22 protein-coding genes and 1 pseudogene are annotated in these 22,531 nt (G+C 63.7%); 15 read left to right on the plus strand and 8 right to left on the minus strand.

The window, feature by feature from the left end; genetic code table 11:
• Positions 1-528: 528 nt before the first annotated feature.
• Entirely contained in the window at positions 529-1,467 is a 939-nt protein-coding gene (locus EP7_RS10235) for a ligand-binding sensor domain-containing protein (protein WP_463527756.1), read from the plus strand.
• On the opposite strand, the gene EP7_RS10240 is transcribed toward EP7_RS10235, so the two are convergent.
• The gene (locus tag EP7_RS10240; protein ID WP_463528400.1) at positions 1,457-1,615 is read right to left on the minus strand and encodes a hypothetical protein; all 159 of its coding nucleotides are present in this window, start codon (positions 1,613-1,615) and stop codon (positions 1,457-1,459) included. The genes EP7_RS10235 and EP7_RS10240 overlap by 11 nt on opposite strands.
• A gap of 158 nt (positions 1,616-1,773) precedes the next feature.
• Positions 1,774-2,046, minus strand: a complete 273-nt coding sequence (locus EP7_RS10245) for a hypothetical protein (RefSeq protein ID WP_463527757.1) — start codon at positions 2,044-2,046, stop codon at positions 1,774-1,776.
• Between the two features lie 426 nt (positions 2,047-2,472).
• Between EP7_RS10245 and EP7_RS10250 the strand changes: the two genes are divergently transcribed.
• The 3 genes from EP7_RS10250 to EP7_RS10260 all read left to right on the plus strand — a co-directional run bounded on the left by EP7_RS10250 (position 2,473) and on the right by EP7_RS10260 (position 4,550).
• Positions 2,473-3,810: a hypothetical protein gene (locus EP7_RS10250; RefSeq protein ID WP_463527758.1), complete on the plus strand. Its 1,338-nt coding sequence runs from the start codon at positions 2,473-2,475 to the stop codon at positions 3,808-3,810.
• 223 nt (positions 3,811-4,033) lie between these two features.
• Positions 4,034-4,294 carry an SOS response-associated peptidase family protein gene (locus EP7_RS10255; protein WP_463527759.1) on the plus strand — a complete coding sequence of 87 codons (261 nt, stop codon included), beginning with the start codon at positions 4,034-4,036 and terminating at the stop codon, positions 4,292-4,294.
• Between the two features lie 31 nt (positions 4,295-4,325).
• Complete coding sequence (locus EP7_RS10260; RefSeq protein ID WP_463527760.1) at positions 4,326-4,550, plus strand: hypothetical protein; 225 nt, start codon at positions 4,326-4,328, stop codon at positions 4,548-4,550.
• Here the strand turns inward: EP7_RS10260 and EP7_RS10265 are convergent.
• Both EP7_RS10265 and EP7_RS10270 read right to left on the minus strand, forming a co-directional pair.
• On the minus strand, positions 4,547-5,158 hold the full coding sequence (locus EP7_RS10265) for an IS630 family transposase (protein ID WP_463527761.1): 612 nt from the start codon (positions 5,156-5,158) through the stop codon (positions 4,547-4,549). The genes EP7_RS10260 and EP7_RS10265 overlap by 4 nt on opposite strands.
• Positions 5,155-5,529 (minus strand): transposase, encoded by a 375-nt coding sequence (locus EP7_RS10270; protein ID WP_463527762.1) that lies wholly within the window; start codon positions 5,527-5,529, stop codon positions 5,155-5,157. The genes EP7_RS10265 and EP7_RS10270 overlap by 4 nt, the downstream gene beginning before the upstream one ends.
• Before the next feature lie 154 nt (positions 5,530-5,683).
• Between EP7_RS10270 and EP7_RS10275 the strand changes: the two are divergent.
• Together EP7_RS10275 and EP7_RS10280 are read left to right on the plus strand one after the other, a co-directional pair.
• Positions 5,684-6,064: pseudogene (locus tag EP7_RS10275) on the plus strand (helix-turn-helix domain-containing protein); the annotation flags it as partial.
• A 95-nt stretch (positions 6,065-6,159) separates the two neighbouring features.
• On the plus strand, positions 6,160-6,810 hold the full coding sequence (locus EP7_RS10280; RefSeq protein ID WP_463528401.1) for an IS630 family transposase: 651 nt from the start codon (positions 6,160-6,162) through the stop codon (positions 6,808-6,810).
• A gap of 43 nt (positions 6,811-6,853) precedes the next feature.
• Here EP7_RS10280 and EP7_RS10285 read toward each other — a convergent pair whose 3' ends face one another.
• On the minus strand, positions 6,854-8,101 hold the full coding sequence (locus EP7_RS10285) for an IS256 family transposase (protein ID WP_463527763.1): 1,248 nt from the start codon (positions 8,099-8,101) through the stop codon (positions 6,854-6,856).
• Positions 8,102-8,907: 806 nt separating this feature from the next.
• Between EP7_RS10285 and EP7_RS10290 the strand changes: the two genes are divergently transcribed.
• From EP7_RS10290 to EP7_RS10305, 4 genes are all read left to right on the plus strand, one after another.
• A complete protein-coding gene (locus tag EP7_RS10290; RefSeq protein ID WP_463527764.1) occupies positions 8,908-10,011 on the plus strand; it encodes a DUF1559 family PulG-like putative transporter in 1,104 nt (367 codons plus the stop codon).
• Between the two features lie 220 nt (positions 10,012-10,231).
• Positions 10,232-11,611 (plus strand): aminotransferase class V-fold PLP-dependent enzyme, encoded by a 1,380-nt coding sequence (locus EP7_RS10295; RefSeq protein ID WP_463527765.1) that lies wholly within the window; start codon positions 10,232-10,234, stop codon positions 11,609-11,611.
• Positions 11,612-11,798: 187 nt separating this feature from the next.
• Complete coding sequence (locus EP7_RS10300) at positions 11,799-12,101, plus strand: helix-turn-helix domain-containing protein (protein WP_463527766.1); 303 nt, start codon at positions 11,799-11,801, stop codon at positions 12,099-12,101.
• 332 nt (positions 12,102-12,433) lie between these two features.
• Positions 12,434-12,895: a PA14 domain-containing protein gene (locus EP7_RS10305; protein WP_463527767.1), complete on the plus strand. Its 462-nt coding sequence runs from the start codon at positions 12,434-12,436 to the stop codon at positions 12,893-12,895.
• A 42-nt stretch (positions 12,896-12,937) separates the two neighbouring features.
• Here the strand turns inward: EP7_RS10305 and EP7_RS10310 are convergent.
• A protein-coding gene (locus EP7_RS10310) for an IS3 family transposase (protein WP_463527768.1) occupies positions 12,938-14,079 on the minus strand; the annotation gives its coding sequence in 2 pieces (ribosomal slippage) (positions 12,938-13,812 and positions 13,812-14,079; 1,143 coding nt in all).
• A 103-nt stretch (positions 14,080-14,182) separates the two neighbouring features.
• Between EP7_RS10310 and EP7_RS10315 the strand changes: the two genes are divergently transcribed.
• The 5 genes from EP7_RS10315 (at position 14,183) to EP7_RS10335 (ending at position 20,852) form a co-directional block, all read left to right on the plus strand.
• Positions 14,183-15,306 (plus strand): IS3 family transposase gene (locus EP7_RS10315; RefSeq protein ID WP_463527769.1). Its coding sequence is split into 2 segments (ribosomal slippage): positions 14,183-14,435 and positions 14,435-15,306, totalling 1,125 coding nucleotides; the frame shifts between segments, so codons are not numbered across the junction.
• A gap of 135 nt (positions 15,307-15,441) precedes the next feature.
• Positions 15,442-15,603 carry a hypothetical protein gene (locus tag EP7_RS10320; protein WP_463527770.1) on the plus strand — a complete coding sequence of 54 codons (162 nt, stop codon included), beginning with the start codon at positions 15,442-15,444 and terminating at the stop codon, positions 15,601-15,603.
• Positions 15,604-16,566: 963 nt separating this feature from the next.
• A complete protein-coding gene (locus tag EP7_RS10325) occupies positions 16,567-19,365 on the plus strand; it encodes a hypothetical protein (RefSeq protein WP_463527771.1) in 2,799 nt (932 codons plus the stop codon).
• A 697-nt stretch (positions 19,366-20,062) separates the two neighbouring features.
• Complete coding sequence (locus EP7_RS10330; RefSeq protein WP_463527772.1) at positions 20,063-20,257, plus strand: hypothetical protein; 195 nt, start codon at positions 20,063-20,065, stop codon at positions 20,255-20,257.
• Between the two features lie 343 nt (positions 20,258-20,600).
• The gene (locus tag EP7_RS10335) at positions 20,601-20,852 is read left to right on the plus strand and encodes a hypothetical protein (protein ID WP_463527773.1); all 252 of its coding nucleotides are present in this window, start codon (positions 20,601-20,603) and stop codon (positions 20,850-20,852) included.
• On the opposite strand, the gene EP7_RS10340 is transcribed toward EP7_RS10335, so the two are convergent.
• Both EP7_RS10340 and EP7_RS10345 read right to left on the minus strand, forming a co-directional pair.
• Positions 20,842-21,636: a hypothetical protein gene (locus tag EP7_RS10340; protein WP_463527774.1), complete on the minus strand. Its 795-nt coding sequence runs from the start codon at positions 21,634-21,636 to the stop codon at positions 20,842-20,844. The two genes, EP7_RS10335 and EP7_RS10340, sit on opposite strands and share 11 nt — an antisense overlap.
• A gap of 203 nt (positions 21,637-21,839) precedes the next feature.
• Positions 21,840-22,460 carry a hypothetical protein gene (locus EP7_RS10345; RefSeq protein ID WP_463527775.1) on the minus strand — a complete coding sequence of 207 codons (621 nt, stop codon included), beginning with the start codon at positions 22,458-22,460 and terminating at the stop codon, positions 21,840-21,842.
• Positions 22,461-22,531 lie beyond the last annotated feature (71 nt).

A 22,531-nucleotide genomic window follows, 5' to 3' on the forward strand; every position in this document is an offset into this window, starting at 1 on the left:
TACCGAGGCAAGGTTACATGAGCGAGGCGATAAGGGCAATTATCCCGACCGATGAAGGAGGCGACGGACTTGGTAACTGCCCTTATCGGCTTGACCACCCAAGGGGTAGCCAGACCCTACTAATGGGCCGACAAACCCCTGGCCGCACACCGACGCACGAGGCATCCTTGAGGATGCCTACAAGCTCAAAGCGGCGGAGAAACACCTAGAGTTTCTGGGGAAAAGCCGGAGTGTTTCGTTCCTCGAAGACAATAGGGGAGTCGTGATAGCGATAATCCCTGAAAGTAATTGGTGATCGGGAGGACGCAGAGTTGTTCTTCGAGCAGTAGATTATCCACTCCGGCTGGAGACGCCTGACGCCGAACGGGGTGGTGCGGTTCGAGTACACTGGGCCGATTAACCGACTCGTCATGTCGCAGGAGGCCAACCATGTCGTCTCGTCCGCGACGGTACGCGCCATTCCTTTTCCTCTGCGTCCTGATGGGAAACGTCGCTCTCGCCGGGCAGCAAGGCGAGACGGTCACCGAGATGAGCAAGCGGATCTGGGTCGTGTTCCAGGCCAGGAACGGTGACTACTGGTTCGGGAGCGACGGGCAAGGCGTCTACCGCTTCGACGGGGCGACCATCGTCCCGTTCACGACGAAAGACGGCTTGAGCGGCGACCGAGTGAGGGAATTCAAGGAGGGCAAGTCTGGGAGCGTCTACATCGGCACCCTTACTGGCATCAGCAAGTTCGACGGAAAGGGTTTCGTCACCCTGGCCCCGGTGGAGAGCAAGGAATGGAGGCGCCACCCGGAGGATTTGTGGTTCAAGGGCGACTCCATGGTGGACGGCCCCTACCGATATGACGGGAAGACGCTCCACCACCACAAGTTCCCGAAGAGCGAACTAGAGGATGAATACTTCAAGAACAACCCGAAGCAGCCCTTCAGCCCCTACGGCGTCTACACGATTTACCAGGACAACATCGGGTGTCTCTGGTTCGGCACGGCCGGCTTAGGCCTCTGCCGCTATGACGGGAAAGGCTTCGGCTGGCTGTACGAGCGGGACCTTTCGGAGACGCCGGGAGGCGGTTCCTTCGGCATCCGCTCAATCACGGAGGACAAGCACGGTAAGTTCTGGATCAACAACACCGCCCGGCGTTTCGCCATCTCGCACGAACCTGGGAAATTCCGGTACACGAAGGAAGCCGGCGTCGACCAGCCAATGGTGCCGGGCGGGGAAGATCCGGCCTGGTACAACGGCATTGCCAGGGACAGCAAACAGAACCTCTGGATGTCGACCTTTGGCGGGGGCGTCTGGCAGTACGACGGGGAAGAGCTGACGAACTACGCGGCGAAGGACGGCGTCAAGGATGCCCTCGGGGTCTCGATTTACATGGACAATCGAGGAGATGTGTGGCTCGGGACGCTGGATTCCGGGGCTTATAGGCTCAAGGGGAATAGGTTCGAAAAATTCAGGCCGTGACGAAATCACAACCATCCGACCTCCACCTCGACATAAACGTGTCCAACGACACAACATCGTGGTGGGGGATGCGAAAGCAGATAACGCTCGCGGCCAAGGTGGTCCAGGCGTCCTGAATGATACTCAGCCTGTCGTACTGCACCCGCATCCGCCGCAGCCCCTTCAGCCAGGCGATCGTCCGCTCCACGACCCAACGAATCCTCCAAGCCCGCTGCCGTGTGGCGACCGCAGCTTGGAGATGTGCGGCTCGATCCCCAGCCAGCGCAACAGCGCCCTCGTCGCCTCGCTGTCTTAGCCCCGATCGAGTCACGCCTCATCCGGAAGCTCCTTCGGGCGGCCCGGCACACCCTTGACCCGGGGGAAGCCGAGCACCAGCGGTATGATCTGCCGGTGGTCGCTGGCGTTGGCCCCAGCGGTGCGGATGACCAGCGGGACCCCCGCCTTGTTGATCATGACGGTATGCTTCGTGCGGGGCCGGCTGCGGTCCAAGGGGCTCGCCCCGGTCGCCTCGCCGCCGCCGAAGGCCCTCACCGTCACGCCGTCGATGATCACCGTGTCGAGGTCAAGCTTGCCAGCCACCTTGAGGAGCCGGAGCAGGTCCCAGACCCCGGCATCTTCCCAGGCCCGGAGCCGCCGATGGGCGGTGCGGCCGGAGCAGCCCTACTCCTCGGGGACGTCCTCCCATCGTGTGCCGGTGGTCAGGACGAAACAGATCACCCGGAGGGCGGTGCGGTGGTCGATCCTTGGCCTGCCGCCGCCGAGAATCCGTACCATCCCCGCACCACCGCCAGTGTTCGTCCACCTGCGAGAGTATCTCCTGGCGGGGTGATGGTCAGCCTATAGCACCAGATTTCGTCACGGGATATAACGGCCATCGTGGCGTCCAGGCTCGGGGGCCGCTGTCCATCGTCTCGTCCCGTGCGTGTTTTCCTCCTTCACTCGCGAACCACGCGGTAGAATTTCGCCGCCGCTGACCGATCAGACTGCAACACAAGGGATGCGTGCATGGCGGGAAATCACCACCTGGGGTCGGACCCACTCTTCACCCGGCGTGAAATGCTGGCAATGTCGGGTAAGGCGGCTCTGGCCGGCATCGCAGCCGGTACCGTTTCGCATGCTGCAGCCGGTACTGTTTCGCAAGCTGCGGAAAGACGGCCTCGTATCGCCTGTATCGTGAGCTTTTGGGGGGCTCCGGGGTCCCATGCGGACTGGATCGTCAACAAGCTGATGGATGGCTACTGGTGGCAGGGCGGCCACACTCCTTCCCGGGTGGAAGTCGCCTCCGTTTACATCCATCAGTTTGAGACGAGTTTACTGGGCCAGAAAGTATGCAAAGCGAAAAACATACCGATCTATAAGACGGTAGGCGAGGCCGTCAAGCTCGGGGGGGAGGAACTTGCGGTAGATGGTGTGGTCATCGTCGGGGAACACGGGAACTATCCCACAGATCTCAAGGGACACTGGCTCCTGCCGCGCTGGTGGATGTACCAGCAGGTGATCCGGGTTTTCGACCAGGACAATCGCTCGGTGCCGGTCTTCAACGACAAGCACCTCTCCTACAACTGGGACGATGCCAAGTGGATGTTCGACAAATCCCGTGAACTGAACTTTCCACTGACCGGCGGTTCCTCCATCCCGACCTACTTCCGTAAGCCCGAGATCGACCTGGCTATCGATACGCCTATAAAGAACTCGATCGTGGTTGGAGGCGCCGCGGATGAGGGAGCCATTTTCCATTGTGTCGACGTGCTTCAAGCCTTCGTAGAACGACGCAAGGGCGGAGAGACCGGCGTCAAATCGGTACAGTCCATCCGGGGACCTGAAGCATGGAAGTGGGTCGAAGGCAATCCCTGGGCAGGCAAGCTGCTTGATTCCGTGGCGCACAATTTCGACCTGAAGCCGGGATCCTTTCAGAAGAGCGCCCAGGCCAACATCTGTTCCGTGGAGTATAACGACGGGACAAGGGCGGCTGTCATTTCGGGCCGCGGCGTGGGCTGGACCTACGCCGGCGAAATTGAAGGACAAGAAGCGCCGACAATCGTTTCGATGCTTGGCTGGCCCGGCCCTTACTCGCAATACCACGCCGCGAACGCTCAACCGCACTGGATTACCGAGATGATGGTGACCAATAGGGAACCATTCAATGCGGAGCGGTTACTGCTGTCTACCGGGATTGTGAACCACTACATGGACTCAAACTGGGAAAACGGCCGTTACTCTGCCGTTGGGCACCGCATCGAGACGCCGTTCATGGACATGAAATACCACACAACACGGGGACCGATGTTTGAGAAGGGTGAGCGTCCGCCGAACATCCCATACATCCGGGGTTTTCATGCATAGGCTCAGTGCATCGCGGCCGAATGCTCCGGGACGGCCCCGCATGCCGGTGCGGCTAACCGCAACGGTGCCGCCGCGGGAATGCTGCCGCTGAGTCGATAAGCGAGCGCAGAGAAGCCAAAGTAGGACAGGAAATCCTGGATCAGGTACTGGACCCTGACGTTGCCGTTATTCTAGAGGATAGATCCGACTTCGATATTTTGCTCCAGATGAGAGACCCGGGCCGGTGCACGGGCGGATGCCGGTGGTGCTGCTGAAAAACGATTATCAGGCCTGGCTCAATCCGAATGCGACGCCGGACGAGCTGATGTGGCTGCTGAAACCGCTACTGCCGGAGCTGATGGTGGGCTACCCGGTCGGCAAGGCGCGGTCCATTCGCCCTCGGTGGACAGTCCGTTCTGCGTCGATCCCGCCCGAGCCTCCGGTGAACGCAACCGCACTGGCACGCCCGTACAGAATTTCCGCCACAATCCGCCCCCGGCCTTAATCGCCCGAGTGTTCGGCTTTGGGGGGCGGCGATGCGGATCAAGCACTACTCAGAAGGCCGGTTCTACGTGATCGACTGCCCTCCCGGCAGCCGAGTTGTCCGCGAAGCCTCGTCGTATGACCTGCTGATTGTCCCTTTCGGCGAGAAGGACGTGCCGATCTCGTCCGAGCCCGAGGAGCTGCTGCCGCTGCTCGCAGACGCGGGGCGATGTGGGCTCTCGCTCGTCGGCGAATCCGAGGCGGTCTTGGCCAGCTAGCCCGGTTTTCCTTTGAGCGTGTCGGTTGAGGCCTCCCCCCCGCTCCGGTATCCGCAGTGGCCGAACCAGCCGCGGAGGTCGCCCGGCTCGACGGCCCTCAGGCCGTCGCCCATCGCACCGATCCGCGCCTCGACCGTCCGCGCCTTGGCCGACCTCAGGTGCGGCTTCAGCTTGGAGAACATCGACTCGATCGGGTTGAGGTCCGGACTGTACGGCGGCAGGTACCGCACCTCGGCCCCGGCCGCCGCGATCAACCGGCCGACCTCGGCCGTCTTGTGGCACGGCAAGTTGTCGATGATCACGACGTCGCCCGGACGGAGCGTCGGGGCCAGGCACCGGCCGATGTCGGCCTCGAAGCAGGCGGCGTTGGTCGCCCCGTCGAAGGCCAGGCAGGCCGCCGCCGGCACGCCGTCGAGGCGAACCGCGGCGGTCAGCGTCGTGACCTTCCAGTGGCCGTGCGGCACCGGGCCGTCGACGCGGACCCCGCTGGGGGCCCGGCCGTGGGTACGGTCCATCGCCGTGCTGGCGCCGCTCTCGTCGAGGAAGACCAGCCGCCCCGGGTCGACCGCGGCGAACTCCTCGCGCCAGGCCCGCCGGTGCGCCTTCAACTCGGGGCGATCCCGCTCGGCCGCCCGCCGCGACTTTTTTGGCGCGTGATGCCCAGTCGCCTCCGCGCCCGGTGCACGGCCGACGGGCAGCAGCCCACGCCGGCGGCCTCGGCCAACGGCGCGAGCGTGGCGTCGTCGTCGGCCCGGACCGCCTCGCGGAGTCGCCCCGCGGCCTCGCCGTCGAAGGCCGGGGCCCGCCCGCCGCCGTGCGGCCGGGGGGCGATCGAGCCGGTGTCGCGCCGCGGCCGCACCAGCTTGCCAATCCAGGTGACGCTGACGGAGAACCGCGCGGCGATCTGCTCGCGGGTGCCGTCGCGCCGGTCGCAGGCGGCGAGGACCCGCTCGCGCAGGTCGGTCGAATAAGCCTTCATCCCCGTGCCCTCCATACAGCAAGGGATAGCAAGGGACAACCGGCTCAGTCAAAGAGAAATTGCTCTAAGTGGTTCATCCGGCAGGTGATTTGCAGGTGGATGGAGGTATCTCCCAGGAGACCTCGCCATGGCCGCCCGCGTCCTTCTCCGCCCGATGACGTCCGAGGAGCAGCAGGCCATCGCCGAGTTGCTCCACTCGCGCACCGCCCCGGTCCGCCTGGTCGAGCGAGCCCGCATCGTCCAGGAGGCCGCCTACGGCCGATCGGCCCCCACCATCGCTGCGGCCCTCGGCTGCTCGCGGCCGACCGTCTATGCTTGGATCCGTCGCTTCAGCGAGCTGGGCATGGCCGGCCTCCAGGAGCGGCCCCGCGCCGGCCGACCGCCGACCTATACCGTCGACCAGCGGGCCGAGGTCCTGGCCGTCGCGCTGACCGCCCCCCAGGACCTGGGCCTGCCCTTCGGCTGCTGGACGCTCGACCGCCTGGAGGCCTACCTCAACGAGCAGAAGGACATCGCCATCAAGCGGAGTCGGATCGACGAGATCCTCGCGGAGGAGGGCCTCCGCTGGCGCAAGCAGGAGACGTGGTTCGGCGAGCGGGTGGACCCCGAATTCGCCGAAAAAAGGGGGCCATCGAGCGACTCTACCGCGAGCCTCCGGCGGATTCGGCGGTCGTCTGCCTCGACGAAATGGGGCCGGAGAGCGCCAAAAGCTTCCCGGGACAGAACCCCCTGCGAACCAAGCCCGAGACGACGGCCGAGGGCAGCCGCCAGCCCGCCGGCCGCGCTCGGCAGGAGGCCGACTACGGCCGCCGCGGCAAGGGTTACGTCTTCGGCGCCTTCCGACCCGCCACTGGCGAAGCCTTCACCCGCCCCTACGACAGCCGCTCGACCCGCAACTGGGTCGAGTTCCTCGGCCAGGTCGAGGCGTGGGTCCCGGCGGACGCCGAACGGGTCTACGCCATCTTCGACAACCTGAGCGCCCACCGCGCCACCGACGTGCTGCTGTTCAGCCTGGCCCATCCCCGCTGGGAGTTCGTCTTCCAGCCAGTCTCCGCGGCGTACCTGAACCTGATCGAGCCGTGGTGGAAGGTGCTGAGAAGCCTGGCGTTGAAGGGCCGCCGGTTCGAGACTTGGGAGGAGATCTGCCAGGCGGTCGAACGAGCGACAGCGTACTGGAACGCGCATCGTCACCCCTTCGTCTGGGGCCGTCGTCGTCGCCATCAACCACGCCGAACGCCGGGAATCGCCGCCGTACCGGGTGTCAGGACACTTGCCGGATGAGCCACTAAGGAGCTTATGTCAAATGTTGTGGACGGGGTCTGATTCAGGCGGCGTCCTTGACCTCGATCCCATCGGCGAACTTTGCCCCTGAGATGACAGCCTGAAGGCGAGCCGATCCGTTCAACGAACGCCAACTCTTCGAGGCACTCTCCATCAGCTTGAAGACCATCGTCAGGCACGCCATTCGGCTGCCGCTCCCCTTGGTTTTCACGGTCCGAAGCCGCACCGTGGCGAACGTCGACTCGATCGGGTTGGTCATGCGGATGTGACGCCAATGCTCCGCCGGGAAGTCGTAGAACGGCAGCAGCGGCCCGCGATCCTTGGCCAGGCAGTCGGTCGCCTTCGGGTACTTCGCCTCGTAGGTCGCCACGAACAGGTCGAACGCCTTCTCGGCGGCGGCCTTCGTCTCCGCCTCATAGATCCCATGCAGGGCCGCCTTGGCCCTGGGCTGCACCCCCTGGGGCAGCTTGTCCAGGACGTTGGAGGTCTTGTGCACCCAGCACCTTTGGCCCTTGGTCGAGGGCCAGACCTGGGCGACTGCCTTCCAGAAGCCCAACGCCCCGTCGCCGATGGCCAGGCTCGGCTCGACCGTCAGGCCGCGGGCCCGGCAATCCAGCGGCAGCTCCTTCCAGGACTGCTCGCTCTCCCGGTAGCCGTCGGCCACGGCGATCAGCTCCTTCTTCCCCTCGGCGGTGGCGCCCATGAGGACCAGGATGCACTGGCGGTCCTGCTCCAGGCGGACGTTGAAGTGGACGCCGTCGGCCCAGACGTAGACGTAGTGCCTGCCCGCCAGCGACCGCTTGCCCCATGCCTGGTACTCGCCCTCCCAGGTCGCCTTGAGCCGGGTGACGGTGGTGGCCGACAGGCCCGGGGCGTCGGGGCCAAGGAGGGCCTGCAAGGCCTCGGAGAAGTCGCCGGTGCTGACCCCCTTGAGGTAGAGCCATGGGATCAGCTCGTCGAGGCTCCTGGTCCGCTTCAGGTAGGGCGGCAGGATGCCCGAGGTGAACTTCTCCCGCTCGTCGGCGGGCCTTCGATCGTGGACCCGGGGTTGCTTGACCTGGACCTCGCCGAGCCCGGTCTGGATGGCCCGCTCGGGGAGGTGGCCGTTGCGGACGACCTGGCGTCGCCCGTCGTGGCCCTTGAGGTGGGCATGGGCGTCGATCCAGGCGAGGACCTCGGCCTCGACGGCCTCGGCCAGGAGACGTCGGGCGCCGTCCCGCAGGAGGTCGGTCAGGGGGTCCTGGACGCCGGGCATTGGCCCGACGATTGGGAGGGTTGTAGACTCTTCCACGGCGGCGTGCTCCTCGGCCATTTCGGCCGGCTGGTGGCCTTGAGATTCACCAAGGGTACGCCGCCCAAATCAGACCGCCATCCACAACTTCCGGTTATAGCTCCCGGGCCATCGCCGTCGAAATTGGTGTCGTCCTGCCGGCTTTTCAGAGAAAGGTCATGCGAAAAGTCGAAGGATTACTCGAATCGTTGTGCCTTCGTTGCAGGGAAACACGATTTTGACAGGCCACATTGCGACTTTTTTTCTTGGTCCAGAGGTGTATCTGCGTCTAATAGCAGCAGAGTGCTTGACAGCTTGCATGGCAAGTTTTAAGGTAAAATTAATCGCCGATCTTTCGGGATTGTCGATCACTTCCAAATAGATGGATTCGAAAGAGTGCGATCGACGCTGCTTTAGAGCAAGGAGACACCCGTTCGGGTGTCTTTACTGCCGCACGTGATCCGAGAGGTCAATCGACGTGACAATCGCGAGACGACGTGTTCTTGGCTTGGGCTTGTTTTACGGGCTACTCGCAGTGACCGGCTGTTCTCGATCGCCCCAGGAGACCGAGATTCAAAAGATCGACGGACTATCTCCCGGTGAATACCGCGACAAAATGGAGATCGAGGCACAAAAGGCGTCCCGTGGAAGGTCGAAGGCCCGCGGTGGCAGGAGCAAATAGCGACAGGAGTCAGGGATTTCGTCAGGGGGAGCTGTTAAACACGGCAGTGAGCGATAGACGAATTCGGCCCAGGAATAGCCGATCGAAGTCGGACTGAATGGTGTCGGTTACCGTTCTCAACACGCTCTCAGGAGTCTTCATTTCCATGCCAACTGCATCACACCGACCAAGATCCCCACGCGGCTTCACTCTCATCGAATTGCTCGTCGTTATCTCCATCATCGCTGTTCTCATCGCTCTGCTGCTGCCCGCCGTCCAGTCCGCCCGCGAGGCAGCTCGCCGGATGCAGTGCATCAACAATCTCAAGCAGCTCGGCCTAGCCGCCCACAACTACTCGCAGGTCAACGAGTGCTTCCCGTCGGGGACGTACTTCATGTTCCCTCAGGCACCTTCCTGCCCTCGCTGGAAACAAGGGCCGAGCTTTCTCATCTCGCTCCTGCCTTTCGTCGAGTCCATCAACGGCTTCAACGCGTACAATGCCAATCTTCACCCCTATCAGTCCGAAAACTCGACGGTGCTGGGTACTGGCCTGAGCGCTCTCTGGTGCCCGAGCGATCCCGAGGTGGCCCAGCCGATCGTGACCTCGACTCCTCGTGACATCCTCGGCAGTTGCAGCGGCGTCTCGGGGGCCCAGCCGTTCCCCTGGAGGCTCCAGCACACGTCTTACGGCGGCAACTCGGGCCCAATCCCGATCGCCCCCACCGGGCCGTCAGGCGTCGACCTGAATTATCAGTCCCAGATGACCCAGGCCCAGGGCGTCATCAACTTCGGCAGCACCACGTCGATCGGCAGCATCACCGACGGCACGAGCAACACCCTCCTCCTCGGCGAGCGGAATTACTCGAAGATCACGCCGTTAGCCGACAAGGGGCCATGGCTCCTCTTCTTCTCGGGCGCGAATAGCGACTCGATGTGCACGTCGATGTTCCCGATCAACGGTTGGAAGAAGTTCACGTTTGTCTCCCCCACGCAAAACGACTGGAATGTCGCCGGTGGTGGTAACGCTTCCACTGCCGGGGCCGGCAGCAATCATCCCGGCGGCGCCAACTTCGCGTTCTGCGACGGATCGGTGAAGTTCCTCAAGGAGACGATCCAGAGCTGGCCGTACGATCCGGTCTCCACCCTGCCGAACGGGATCACCTATACCAGCGGATTATACTCCGTGGTGTCGCCGTCGCCGCAGTACGGGGTCTACCAGGCCCTCTCCACCCGCGCCGGCGGCGAGGTCATCAGCTCTGACTCCTATTGATCCGGAGAGATCGGAATCTCGCCCTGCTTCATCGACCGGTCGACCAGGTGGCCCTGGACGACCGGCTACTCTGTTCCCGGGACAATCCGCTCGCGGGGGTGAGGACCGAGTCGAGCCCGGTGAAACGATGCCGATCGCGGCCCGATCCTTCACTCCGCCTCTGTCCCATGATCGAACCGGCGCGTCCCGCATCGTCCCATCCGTCGCACAACGAGGTCCTATGCGTAGCCGTCGCTCGTTCCTTGTCGGGGCCACGGGCCTAGGCCTGGCCGCACCCGCGTTCGCTCCGGCCGCCATGGCCCGATTGATGGAGGCCAACAATGCCGCCGGGCAGGCCTCTCCCCTAGAACTGGCCCAGGATGAAGATTACTGGGCCGGCATCCAGCGTGCCTTCGACATCGACCGCACGCTGATCTATCTTAATAACGGCGGCTGCTGCCCGTCGCCGACGCACGTCCTCGAGCAGATGATCCGCGACCTCAAGTTCACCAACGAAGCACCCACATATCACATGTGGCGCATCCTCGACCCTCGGATCGAGACGGTCCGTCGCGAGCTGGCGCGCGAGTTCGGCTGCGACCCCGAAGAGCTGGCCATCAAGCGGAACGCGTCCGAGGCGATGGAGACCCTGATCTTCGGCATTGACATGAAGCGGGGTGACGAGGTCATCGTCACCGACCAGAATTACCCGCGAATGCTCAGCAGCTGGGACCAGCGAGCCCGTCGCGAAGGGATCGTCGTCAAACGCATCTCATTCGACGTCCCGCTGCCGTCGCCGGCCCACTTCGTTGAACAGGTTGAGGCGGCGATCACGGAGAAGACCCGGGTCATCGAATTCCCCCACGTCACTAACCTCTCGGGACAGATCCTCCCAGTGCGCGAGGTGGCCGACTTGGCGAAGAGGCGAGGCATCGAGCTTTTCATCGACGGTGCTCACGGATTCGCTCACTTCCCGTTCACACGCGATGACCTGAATTGCGACTACTATGGGACGAGCCTACACAAATGGCTCCTCGCACCGATCGGCACGGGATTCCTCTATGTTCGCAAGGAAAAGCAGGTCAAAATCTGGCCCTTGATGGGGGCCGATGCGTCGCTCGATGGCGACGTCCGGAAGTACGAGCAAATTGGCACGCATCCGGCGGCCAACTTCAACGCGATTGAAGTCGCCCTGACCTTTCACCGGGGGATTGGCGTCGCGCGTCGGGCGGCACGTATCCGCTACCTGCGCGACCGCTGGGCCATGCGGCTCCGAGAGGCTTCCGATCGGGTGAAGCTCTGGACGCCGATCGACGACGAGAAGGCTTCGTGCGGGATTGCGCTGGTCCAGATCGAGGGAGTGGACACCGGCAGCCTCTACGGTCATCTCCTGAGTAGATACCAGATCATCACAAGTCCCACTGTTCACGAGCAATACGAAGGAATACGGATTACCCCGAACGTGTATACCACGCTCCGGGAGATCGATGTCTTCTCTGAAGCGATGATCGAAGTAATTAAGAACGGCATCCCGGTTGAGAAGAAGTCGGAACCGGCCAAGAAACGCGATGTGAGACAGAAAGACGGCACGCGAAATGGTCGCCAACTTACAAAGGAATAGAGAAAAAGGATCTGGAAGACGCGAAGCGAGCCGATGAGAAGGGTGTGAAGCGAGGGCGGGATTAAGCCGTGGCCCACGCTCGACCTCGTGGCTGGGGTTTGTTGCATGACTCGGTCCGACCGGGAATCAAAGGGTCGGTTACGCAACTTGCGATCTCATCGGTTGATGCCGCTCCCGAGCATCGACGATGGATGACCTCTCACGCTTCTGCTGCCTGATTTCCGCGTGCCATGAGCATGGCAAGCGGGACGCCGGAAATCTCACCGTGTGCCATCGATACGGGCCCGGCAGGGCCAAGCGGATGCTGCGTTGCCGGACCTGCAAGGCCCGCTTCTCCGAGCGCAAGGGCACTTCCCACTTCGGTTCGCACCTGCCGCCGGAGAAGGCCCTCTCGGTCCTCCAATACATCGTGGCCGTCTCACGGCGGGGGTCGGGAAGGTCGGCGAAGACGTCGGTGAGCGGCATGGCGGGCATGGCGAGGGGCTCCTGATACCCCGGTATAGCCGAAAACCCTTATGCCGTCAGCAGTTCATAGTGCGGTGGCCCTGGGGGGGTCTCCGGGCCTGAGGGCGGAGTTCTTCGACTTCACCGCGGGCCTGTCGTCCCTGCCGAGCCTGGCCGGCCGCGTGCCCGACGTGACGCGTGTCGACGCGGCGATCAACTACGCCAGCACCAACTCGGCCTGGTCGGGCCTCGACGCCCGCTTCGCCGACACCTTCGCCTCGCGGCACACCGGCTCGCTCCGCGTCGACGTCGCGGGCCCCTACACGCTCTTCCTGTCGTCGGACGACGGGTCGCGGCTCTGGGGGCGACGGCGAGCTGGTGATCGACAACGACGGCCTGCACGGGATGCAGGAGCGGTCGGCGGCGCGGACCCTGGCGGCGGGCCTGCACGCGATCCGGGTGGAGTTCTTCGAGAACGGCGGCGGCGCCGGGGTGGTGCTGTCGTGGTCCGGGCCGGGCATCGCCAAGCAGGCCATACCCGCCTCGCTCTTCTCGCAGCCCACAGAGGCGATCATCTCTCTGGCCGGATTCGCATCAGTCGGATTACCTCACATGGTCTCGCGCCGGGCCGCCGATCCCGCCGCGGGCAGGGCGTCGAGGAGTGGGATGCCCGCGATTGGCCAGATCTCCAGTTGGGCGCCGGGGACCTCAGTCGCGATCAAGCCCAGGCCCTTCAACCCTGACAGGATCGTGACGCCCCGATTGGCGGCCCTCCGACCCTCCCGGTTCACCCTCGGCGCACTGATATCCCACCGGTCGAATTTTGGTGACCTCTCTTGATAGGCAAGGGGCCTGACCTGCCTCCGCCTCTGCTACCACCTGCTATGTTAGTGCCTCCGCCGCCGCCGTCCATGGCACGATCGCCTCCGGCGCCGGCGGCCGATACCCGAGCGAGCTGTGCGGCCGCACGGTGTTGTACCGCACCCGCCACCGCTCGATGAGCACCTTCGCCTCCAGCAGCGTGTCGAACACCTCCCCGTCCAGCAGCTCGTCCGACAGCTTGCCGTTGAAGCTCTCGATGTACCCGTTCTCCCACGGGCTCCCCGGCTCGATGTACCGCGTCGTCACGCCGACCCGCCCGAGCCACCCGCGCACGGCCTTCGCCGTGAACTCCGGCCCGTTGTCGCTGCGGATGTGCTCCGGCACGCCCCGGCGGACGAACAGGTCCGACAGCCGCTCCAGCACGTCGTCGGACTTCAGCCTCCTGGACACGTCGATGGCCAGGCACTCGCGGGTGTACTCGTCGATGACGTTCAGCATGCGGAACGCCCGCCCGTCGCGGGTCCTCGCCTGCACGAAGTCGTAGCTCCAGACATGGTCCTTGCGCTCGGGCCGGATCCGCACGCACGACCCTTCGTTCAGCCACAGCCGCCCGCGCTTCGGTTGCCGTTGCGGCACCTTCAGGCCCTCCCGCCGCCAGAGCCGCTCCACGCGCTTGTGGTTCACCGCGAATCCCTCGGCCCGCAGCAGCACCGCGACCCGGCGATAGCCGTACCGGCCGTACTCGGCGGCCAGGGCCACCATCCGCTCTACCAGCGCGGCCTCGTCGTCGGGCACGAGGGGCGTGCGCCGCTGGGTCGAGCGGCACTGCCCCAGCACCCTGCAGGCCCGGCGCTGCGAGACGCGGTCCGGGCCGAGCACGCCGCGCACGTGCTCGACCGCCTCGCGCCGCCTCGCCGGGCTCAGGATTTTCCCGAGGCCGCCTCCTTCAGGATCGCCTTGTCCAGCTCGGCGTCGGCCAAGAGCCTCTTGAGGCGCGCGTTCTCGCCCTCCAGTTGCTTGAGCCGCTTGGCCTGGTCGAGCTTCAGGCCGCCATACTCCTTGCGCCACCGATAGTACGTCTGCTCGGTGATGGCCAGGTCCTTGCAGGCCTGTGCGATCGCGGTGCCCTTGGCGAGCTTGACCTCGGCCTCGCGGAGCTTGCTGATGATCTGCTCGGGCGTGTGTCGCTGACCCTTAGGCATGGTGCGTCCCCTCCGGTGAGAATCTGCGCTTGACCCCGGAATCGAGTCCATCGCATTTGAGAACCGTCATGGGATAATCGGCCTCGGATCGGAGGCCCGAGCGATGAAGAAGAGCAAGTTCACCGAGGAGCAGATCGGCTTCGCCCTGAGGCAGGCCGAGGCCGGCACGCCGGTCGATCAGGTGTGCCGCAAATTGGGCGTGAGCCAGGCCACGTTTTTCCGATGGAAGCAACGCTTCGGCGGCATGGGCGTCGGCGAGGTGAGGCGGTTGCGGCAGCTCGAGGAGGAGAACCGCAAGCTCAAGCAGCTGGTCGCCGACCTGAGCCTGGACAAGGCCATGCTCCAGGACGTCCTGTCAAAAAAAGTCTGACCCCGGCCCGGCGCCGCGACGTCGTCGCGGGCCTGCAGGCCGCCTACCGGGTGAGCGAGCGCCGGGCCTGCTCGGCGATGGACTTCCCGCGGGCGAGCCATCGCTACGTCAGCCGACGCGACCCGCAGGGCCCCCTGCGGGTCCGCCTGCGCGACCTGGCCGGGGCACGCGTCCGGTACGGCTACCGCCGGCTCCACGTCCTGCTCCGCCGCGAGGGCTGGCAGGTCAACCACAAGCGGACCTACCGACTCTACGCCGAGGAGGGCCTGGCCGTGCGGCGCAAGGCCCCGCGGCGGCACGCCAGCTCTCAGGTGCGGGCGGCGCGGGCCGCCGCCGAGGCACCCGACCGCATCTGGGCGATGGACTTCGTCAGCGACGCACTCTCGGATGGCCGTCGGTTCCGCATCCTGACCGTCGTGGATACCTACACCCGCGAGGCCCTGGCCGCCCGGGCCGACGCACGATTCACCGGCGACCAGGTCGTCCGGGTCCTGGAGGGGCTGGTCGCCGAGCGGGGCGTGCCGGGGAGCATCCGCGTGGACAACGGGCCGGAGTTCGTCGGGCGGTCGCTCGACCTGTGGGCCTACTTCAACGGCGTAACGCTGGATTTCAGCCGGCCGGGGAAGCCGACGGACAACGCCTTCATCGAATCGTTCAACGGCCGCCTGCGCCAGGAGTGCCTCTCGCCGAGCTGGTTCTTGTGCCTGGAGGACGCCCGGGTGAAGATCGAGGCGTGGCGAGCGAGCTACAACAAGGACCACCCGCACAGCGCCCTGGGCTACCTGGCCCCCGGGGAATTCGCCGCATCCAAGGCCAGGGAGCAAGGGCCGAAGATCCCAGCGAAACTCTCGTTATGAGTGGACTCGAAATGGGGTCAAGCGCACATCGCCTCGATCATCACATCGAGGCTGGACTCGTTTGAAGGGGGCAGGTCAGGCCGCGGCCTCACCCTCGACGCCGTCATCGATCTAGCGATTGAGAGGCTCCCGGACATGGATGAGCTGAATCCTTGCGATTGGTTCGACTGGCGAATCTCGCGGGAAGGCCGGCTGGTCGCGTGGGTTTCGCTCGACCCCGATACCGAGGAGCCAGTTATCGAATTGTTCGAGGAGGGATCGAACGATGTTCGGAAGATGGAGGCAGGACTCAATTGATCGAAGGGCAGTGCTGGGAAAGAAGGGCCAATCGGCCCTTCTTTCGTGAGGTCACGTCACTCGAATAGCCATATCTCAGACACAAATCAGGCAGGGGTGATATGGAAAGGTTTTCGGGCCACAGATGGCATATCCAAGGCAGAGGGTGGCATGAAAAGGTTTTCGGGCCATAGGATGGAATTAAAACGTTTCCATGAATACATTTTCGGATTGATTATCGTTTCCCGAGTTCTTTACTATCGATGCCGGCCGACGAGATCCCACCGAATATACTTCCGCGAGGAGTTGGGATGAACCAGCATAACTTCGAAACGCAGGACCGAGTCATCAACGTTCGCGTCAATCAGATTCTGCAAGAGGGAGCGATCGAGCTTGAGGCTGCGGCGTCACTTCTCCCGCCTAATCGCAATGGATTTCCATTAAGTAAGCACTCGTTGACACAACTCATTATCCGAGGCCGGCGGGGCGTGAAGCTCCGCGGAATCTCCGTCGGTGGAAGGCTGATGACTAGCCGCGCCGCGATATTCGAGTATGTGTCGCAGGAGACGGAAGCAGCGCTTGCCGGGATCCGCGGAGCGAGCGGTCCGAAGAGTGGAGCCCGCCTCCGGAGGCTCGAAGTCGCTGGAGCTAGGTAAACGAAGAAGGCCCGAACCCCCTCATGAAGGGTCCGGGCCCGGTTCGATCGTGTTTTGTCGTCTTGCCGGTCAGCCGAGGTGGTTCAGTCCTCGTCTGTCCATCGATCTCGCGTCAAAGCGCCTATCAAACTCGCCGGAAGCTGGCAGTTCCCGGCAGCCCACAGCCTCACAACCCTGCCGGGTCACTCCGGCCACGGAGCTATATTATTATGATCGCTGAAACTGACTTTGTCCATGAGAAAGACCGCCAAAAGCCCGAGAATGGGGCCCAAAGTACCCCTGAAATCCCCTCGATGGGCCAATCTGTGTCCCAGATCGGGGGGTTCTGATGAATTACCCCCGCAGCCATGCCCAGCTTGACGCATTCCTCAACCTGATCATTGACTCTGAAGTCGGCCGGACCGAATCCCGCCTGTTCGGTGGTCGGATGGATGGGGGGCTGATTTGGCCTCTTGCTGCTGGTCTCAAGACTTCCACGGTCGCTAAGAAGAAGGGCGGGGGAACGTATGGGGGTTGGTTTAACCATCCCGCCGACCTGATCGCCGCTACGTCGAAGCTCAGGGGCGTCTCGACCTATGTTATTCCCAATCCGTGTGTTCCCGATGTCGCGTTCTTGAAGGTCGGAGACAACAATTATGGTCCGGTGATTCGGGCGACGATGGACAAGCACATCCCCTATCTGCGGTGGATGTTCGTTGACTTCGACTTCACCCGACCGTCGGAGACGAGTTCGACTGATGAAGAGGTCGAGCAAGCCCTCGCGCGGCGGGATGACTTCTTAGGTGAATGGCCGATGTTGTCCGCCTCCGTGATCTCGGGATGCTCTGGAAACGGGGCTTGTGTGCTGGTGAGGCTGCCGGACCTGAAGAACGACGCGGAAGGCCGCGAGAAGACGAAGCGGATGATGGGAGCGGTTTCGCGGATCTATTCGGATGCCGTCATCAACATCGACGTCAAATGCAAAAACCCCGCCCGCCTGATGTGCCTTCCTGGCACCTTGAAATGCAAGGGCGAAAACACCCCCGAACGCCCATGGCGGCTGGCCACCATGGAGGGCAGCGAAGGCGATCCCGTACCTGTCCCCACCGACCCGGTTGAGTTCCTAGCCAAGTTGCTAGAGCGATCTCCCGAACCGCTCGTGGCCCGCAGGAATAAGTTGGCAATGGTCGGCGGCGGTGTGGTGAGCGGCTCGGCGATGCCCTCGCATTTTCCCGCTTCTCCGTCGGACGATGGGGCCGAGCCGATCTGTCCCCCGGCCAGCAAGAAGACGCTGAGACAGGCGGGCGCATACCTGAGGAAGAAATCGGGCGGCATCCAGGGAAAAAACGGCAGCGGTCCTACTTTCGATGCGGCCTGCGTGCTTCGAAAAGGCTATGCATTCACCTTCGAAGAAGCCATGCCGATCCTCAGGCGATGGTCCGACGAGACCTGCGTTCCGACGTGGTCGGAAGATGAGCTTAAGCACAAGCTCGACAGCGCCTACGAAAAGGAGGACGGACCCAGCGACAAGCCACGCGGCCATCTGAGACTTAGCGAGGCGTCAGCCCCTCCGGGGTCCATCGACCACCCAGTCGGGGCGGCAGACGAGGATGGGCGATTCACCATCATGCTCACGGACGACGAGCGGAAGGTCGTCGACGACTGCGAATGGATGATATCCATTGATGAGAGCATTTATCAGCAGGGAGGTCAACTCGTCCATACGTTCGTGATCCCGGGGGAGGATGCCGGAGGACGGAGACTTCGCATCACACCGGCCACCTATCCGATCATCAGGGACAAGTTGAGCGGTCACATCGAGTTCAAACAAGAGTGCGACGACAAGTGGAGAACGGTCCCGCCTCCGACGTACGCCCCGTCGTCGCTCATCGAACGCAAAACATGGCCGAAGATCCGATACCTGAACGGAATCGTCCACTCTCCCACAATCAGACTCGATGGCACTTTGCTCTGCCAGCCCGGCTACGATGACGTCTCGAAGCTGATCTACGATACGCCCGAGAATCTGGGGCCCATCGACTGGAGATCACCCATCGCCACCGGCCCTGAGAACGCCGAGATCCTTCTCGGATTGGTAGGCGAGTTCCCGTGGCCGGACCGCCGCCACGCCGTCGCATGGCTCTCATCCGTACTAACCTTGGTCGCTCGCTACTGGATCAACGGCACCGCCCCCATGTTCGTGGCCGACGCGAATTCGAGCGGGGCGGGCAAGTCGCACCTCGCACAGATCGGCAGCCTGATCGCGAGGGGGACGCCTGCCACACTTACTTCCTATTCGGCCAATGATGAAGAGATGAGGAAGCGAGTCACTGCACTCGCGATCGGCAGGCATTCGATGTGCCTGATGGACAACATCGATCGTCCTCTCGGTGGTGCTTCGCTGGATGCCGCACTGACCTCGCGAAACTGGTCGGACCGCATCCTTTGCAGCTCGACGATGGCGATCGACGTCCCGCTCAATATCACCTGGTTCGCAACGGGGAACAACGTGTCGATCGTGGGCGACGTGGCTAGGCGGGTCGTCTACATGCGACTGGATTCGCCCCACGATCGACCCGCCGAGCATGGGGGCTACCGCATCAAGGACATCCTCGGCCACGTGGCCGCCGAACGAGCGACGTATCTGAAAGCGGCCATCGACATCATCCGGGGCTACGTCGCCGCCGGTTCTCCCACGTTCGATTTCAAGACCTTCGGGAGCTTCGAGCGATGGTCGACCACGGTCCGATCCGCCGTCTACTGGGCGACCGGCGTTGACCCGCTCGATACACGCACAGAACTCGCCAACCAGGACGATGGACAGATCGAGACCGAGGCATTGATCGCCAGGTGGTCGAAGCTCCCCCATGACGGGACCGGGATCAAGGTCCGCGACGCCGTCGAATTGATGAAAAGCGACAATTCCCGATTCGGAGACCTCCTGCAACTCTGCCGGGAGCTTGCCGGGTCGCAGTCCGGGGAGATTGATACGAAGCGACTCGGAATCGAGTTGAAAAAGCGGCTCGGCAAGAACGTCGCCGGGATCACGCTTCGCCGCCAGAATTACGGAGGCACGATGTTGTGGAGTACCGAATTCGCCTCGCCACAACCCGAAAGTTTAGCTTCCTGTAAAGCTGCGTATCCCTAATAGTCGGGGCAGCCAACATCGGGTCAATTTTAAGGACCTTTATGGACTTAAGGAGTCTCTAAAACAATACGCGGGGGAGGGGGTAGTTTTCTGATTCATACTCTCTCTCCCCGCAAACCGAAGCCATACGCTCCCCCAGGGGGAGGCATTGTTGCAGGGACACCTTAAGTCCCTAAAGGTCCTTAAAATCGATGCCCCGACTCTCCCGCTACCCCAGCGTCCAGCGTCTCCACCATCAGGTCCTTGCTTCCGAAGAGGAGCCCGACCATGAACTCCGAAGAAAACCCACCCTACCGCATCATCCGATGCCGCACGTTTCCCTTCGGCTACGAGGCGTATCTCCTCGACCCGACGAGGTCGCCGCGATGCTCGCTGAAGCGGTGTCGCGCCCCTCAGGAGTTGCGATACAGCGTCGTGGGACTCGGATTCCTAGGCGATGCCGGGATCTGCGAGAAGCATCGCGAGGCATACCGGGATGGGCGAGGGTTCGATGCAATGATCCGAGACATCGTGGCCGCCGAGAATGAGGAACTCGATCGACTACAGCGGAAGCGACTGACGAGTTCCCGCAGATCCAAGTCCGCCGCTCCCCCGACCGCCCCGACGTCCTGAGAGTGACGCAGGCAGCCGTCAGCCGAACATCCATCACGAAGCCCCGCGCACCATCCCACACAACCCTGAGCGGAGTTTCGCAACCATGGCCCGCACCACCAATGCCACCTCAACCGCCACCGCATCCACCAAGCCGATTCCCCGGCCCGCCCTCCCGGCCAACCCGTACTCGGTGGCTATCGGCGAGCACGCCCACGTCCGAAGCGGAGCAGGCCCTCATCCCGTCATGCCCGGATCGGATCGTCACGCTCTGCTCCGGGACCACCCATTGCCTGCGTGACGACGTCCAGGCGGAATGGCCGACATGCCTGGAATGCGTGAGGAGGCCGTTGAGCGTCACGCCCTGAGGTTGACGAAGTCGGCGAGCCCGAGCTTGCAGGCAAGTGGATACGGAGTAGTACCCCGAGTGCGTCGCTCGCCGGTCGCACTCGGTGGTTCGTGAATCGAATCGCAAGGAGCCTTCTCCCTGCCTCCAGGCGTCGCCGTGAGGAACGAGAAGCGATCGAACGGCGACTGTCCTGGGCGTATCGCGGGTGCTAGCATGTCATCGAAATCAGCCCGGCTCGTTCCCGCCGCGATCCGAGCCGCGGATATGGCCTGGCGAAACAGGGGAGACTCAGGCGATGCGTAAGGTTGTCCTGTTCGGATCGTCGCTGGTCCTCGCGGTGGTGGCGATGGCATTCTTGACCGCGGGTCGCTCTACCCAGGCCCAGGCCGTTGCTCCGGGCGCTGTCGTACGCTGGGAATATTCCGTCATCAGAGGCTTCAGAGTCGAAACCTTCAACGAACTCGGCGCACAGGGCTGGGAGCTGTGCGCCGCGGGAAGCAATCTCAGTCAGTACTCCGACTACGTCTTCAAGAGGCCTAAGCGCTGACTCCCACGCTCATGGCATGCGCCCCGCCGGAGCCGCCATCAACGGCGTACGAAGGTCCCAGGTGCCAGGCAAGCTTCGCCAGTAATTTCTCCGCAGACAAGGCTCTGCGTCGCGCCAGGCGAGCCGATCGGGACGCCAGGGCCCCGCGCTTGTCGCATCGCAGGGCCGCCTCGACGTCGCGACAGGTCAAGGCGACCCTCCCCTTGAAGCCCTCGGATGACGCAGTCGCCTCTCCGGCCAGCGACTCGGCGACGTTGACCGAGGCCACGGAGGCGAGGAACTGCTCTAGGGATGGAAGGGCAGTGTCGGCGGGGGGCATCGCGCCGGGCAACGGCGGGGGTGCCCATCGGCAGGCCTGCTCGATGGCGGCAGCCGAGGCGTCACGATCGGCCCGTGCCTCCAGATCCGACGGCACCTTTCGCGCACGCTTCCACGCGGACCGATTGTAGGAGACGTAGCCGCGGGACCTCATCACCAGGATGAATGCGGCCCGCGCCAGGCGGAGGCCCTCATCTAGCAACCTCGCGCGGGCATCGGCCTCCGCCTCCATCTCGCGGAACCCGGCCCGCCAGGCGTCACGCTCCTCGCGGATCCGCCGATCGGCTTCACGTTTCTCGGCTGCGATGCGTGCAAGAGTGTCCCTACGACTGGCCGAATGGAGGAGGTCGAGTTCGCGGATCGCCAGGCCCAAGGGACCGGAGGCCACATAGGTCCAGGCGATCCGGCCCCCGGCTTTCCGCTCGCGGTAGTAGTGCGGGATCCCGTCAATGTTACGAATTGGCATGATTGTCATACCTGGCAGGTGGGGAAGTGGCCTGCGTCCCATCGTGGCGGGCGAAGGCCCTCAAGATTTCGGACGCAGGCGGGATGCGACCGTCCCTCTCGGCCTCGGCCATTGGCACGGACCACCCAAGGTGGGAGGTGACACGACGACCGGGGCCGATTCCGCGTCGCCGGCTGATCCGCTCACGGCCTTCCGTCGTCGTCTCACGAGTCGCCGCCCAGCCCTCCGTGATCCCGCGCCCAGAAGGGTAGGGAGTCGCTCAGGCTCGTCCGTCCTGCCTCGGCTTGGGCCTCGGCCTTCGCGAGCGACTCGGCAAGGCGACTCAGCACATCGGCCTGACGCTCGGGTCGGATGAATTCGGCGATGGACGCGACGAACTCGCTCAGGATCGGCCCGATCGAGGATGAGTCGGCTGGGGCATGTGCCACGCCACGCATCTCGTGCTCGTGCCGCTCGACGATGATCTGGAGTTCCAGGTCCCGATACCGCAGGTTGAGGAACTCCCTCGCCGCCGCGTGATTCCGGCCGCTCATCGCGAGCAGATAAAGGCTCTCCCTGACATCTTCGTTGGGGACCATCTCGGCCGCGAAGACGTCGTCGCGGAATTCGGGATCGGCGTCGAACTCCCGGCAGAAGTCGGCGGTGGGAATCATGGCTTCCTGGCAAGCCCTCACTCGCCCCTTTCCTCGGGAGAGCGCATCGAGGAGGGCCGCCTTCTGCGAGGTTGTCGGCGGCTCCGTAGCCCCGCGTCGCCGGGCGGACGGCGCGGACGTCCCTCGGATCGCCTCGTCACCTCCCGACTTCTTACTGAGCCTGCTGGCCATCGGATCCCGCCCCTCCGCCGCACGATCATGCCCGGGGCTGGGCGGTGCAGCTTGAAGTATTCGCACGTTCT

Source organism: Isosphaeraceae bacterium EP7, from assembly GCA_038400315.1.
In the GTDB taxonomy this organism is placed as follows: domain Bacteria; phylum Planctomycetota; class Planctomycetia; order Isosphaerales; family Isosphaeraceae; genus EP7.

Bases quoted from the DNA above. Each gene is read 5' to 3' on its own strand.
- EP7_RS10235 (WP_463527756.1), top strand. From the start codon at position 529: ATGAGCAAGCGGATCTGGGTCGTGTTCCAGGCCAGGAACGGTGACTAC.
- EP7_RS10240 (WP_463528400.1), bottom strand. From the start codon at position 1,615: ATGCGGGTGCAGTACGACAGGCTGAGTATCATTCAGGACGCCTGGACC.
- EP7_RS10250 (WP_463527758.1), top strand. From the start codon at position 2,473: ATGGCGGGAAATCACCACCTGGGGTCGGACCCACTCTTCACCCGGCGT.
- EP7_RS10260 (WP_463527760.1), top strand. From the start codon at position 4,326: ATGCGGATCAAGCACTACTCAGAAGGCCGGTTCTACGTGATCGACTGC.
- EP7_RS10270 (WP_463527762.1), bottom strand. From the start codon at position 5,529: ATGAAGGCTTATTCGACCGACCTGCGCGAGCGGGTCCTCGCCGCCTGC.
- EP7_RS10290 (WP_463527764.1), top strand. From the start codon at position 8,908: ATGCCAACTGCATCACACCGACCAAGATCCCCACGCGGCTTCACTCTC.
- EP7_RS10295 (WP_463527765.1), top strand. From the start codon at position 10,232: ATGCGTAGCCGTCGCTCGTTCCTTGTCGGGGCCACGGGCCTAGGCCTG.
- EP7_RS10300 (WP_463527766.1), top strand. From the start codon at position 11,799: ATGGATGACCTCTCACGCTTCTGCTGCCTGATTTCCGCGTGCCATGAG.
- EP7_RS10320 (WP_463527770.1), top strand. From the start codon at position 15,442: ATGGATGAGCTGAATCCTTGCGATTGGTTCGACTGGCGAATCTCGCGG.
- EP7_RS10325 (WP_463527771.1), top strand. From the start codon at position 16,567: ATGAATTACCCCCGCAGCCATGCCCAGCTTGACGCATTCCTCAACCTG.
- EP7_RS10330 (WP_463527772.1), top strand. From the start codon at position 20,063: ATGGCCCGCACCACCAATGCCACCTCAACCGCCACCGCATCCACCAAG.
- EP7_RS10335 (WP_463527773.1), top strand. From the start codon at position 20,601: ATGCGTAAGGTTGTCCTGTTCGGATCGTCGCTGGTCCTCGCGGTGGTG.
- EP7_RS10340 (WP_463527774.1), bottom strand. From the start codon at position 21,636: ATGCCAATTCGTAACATTGACGGGATCCCGCACTACTACCGCGAGCGG.
- EP7_RS10345 (WP_463527775.1), bottom strand. From the start codon at position 22,460: ATGGCCAGCAGGCTCAGTAAGAAGTCGGGAGGTGACGAGGCGATCCGA.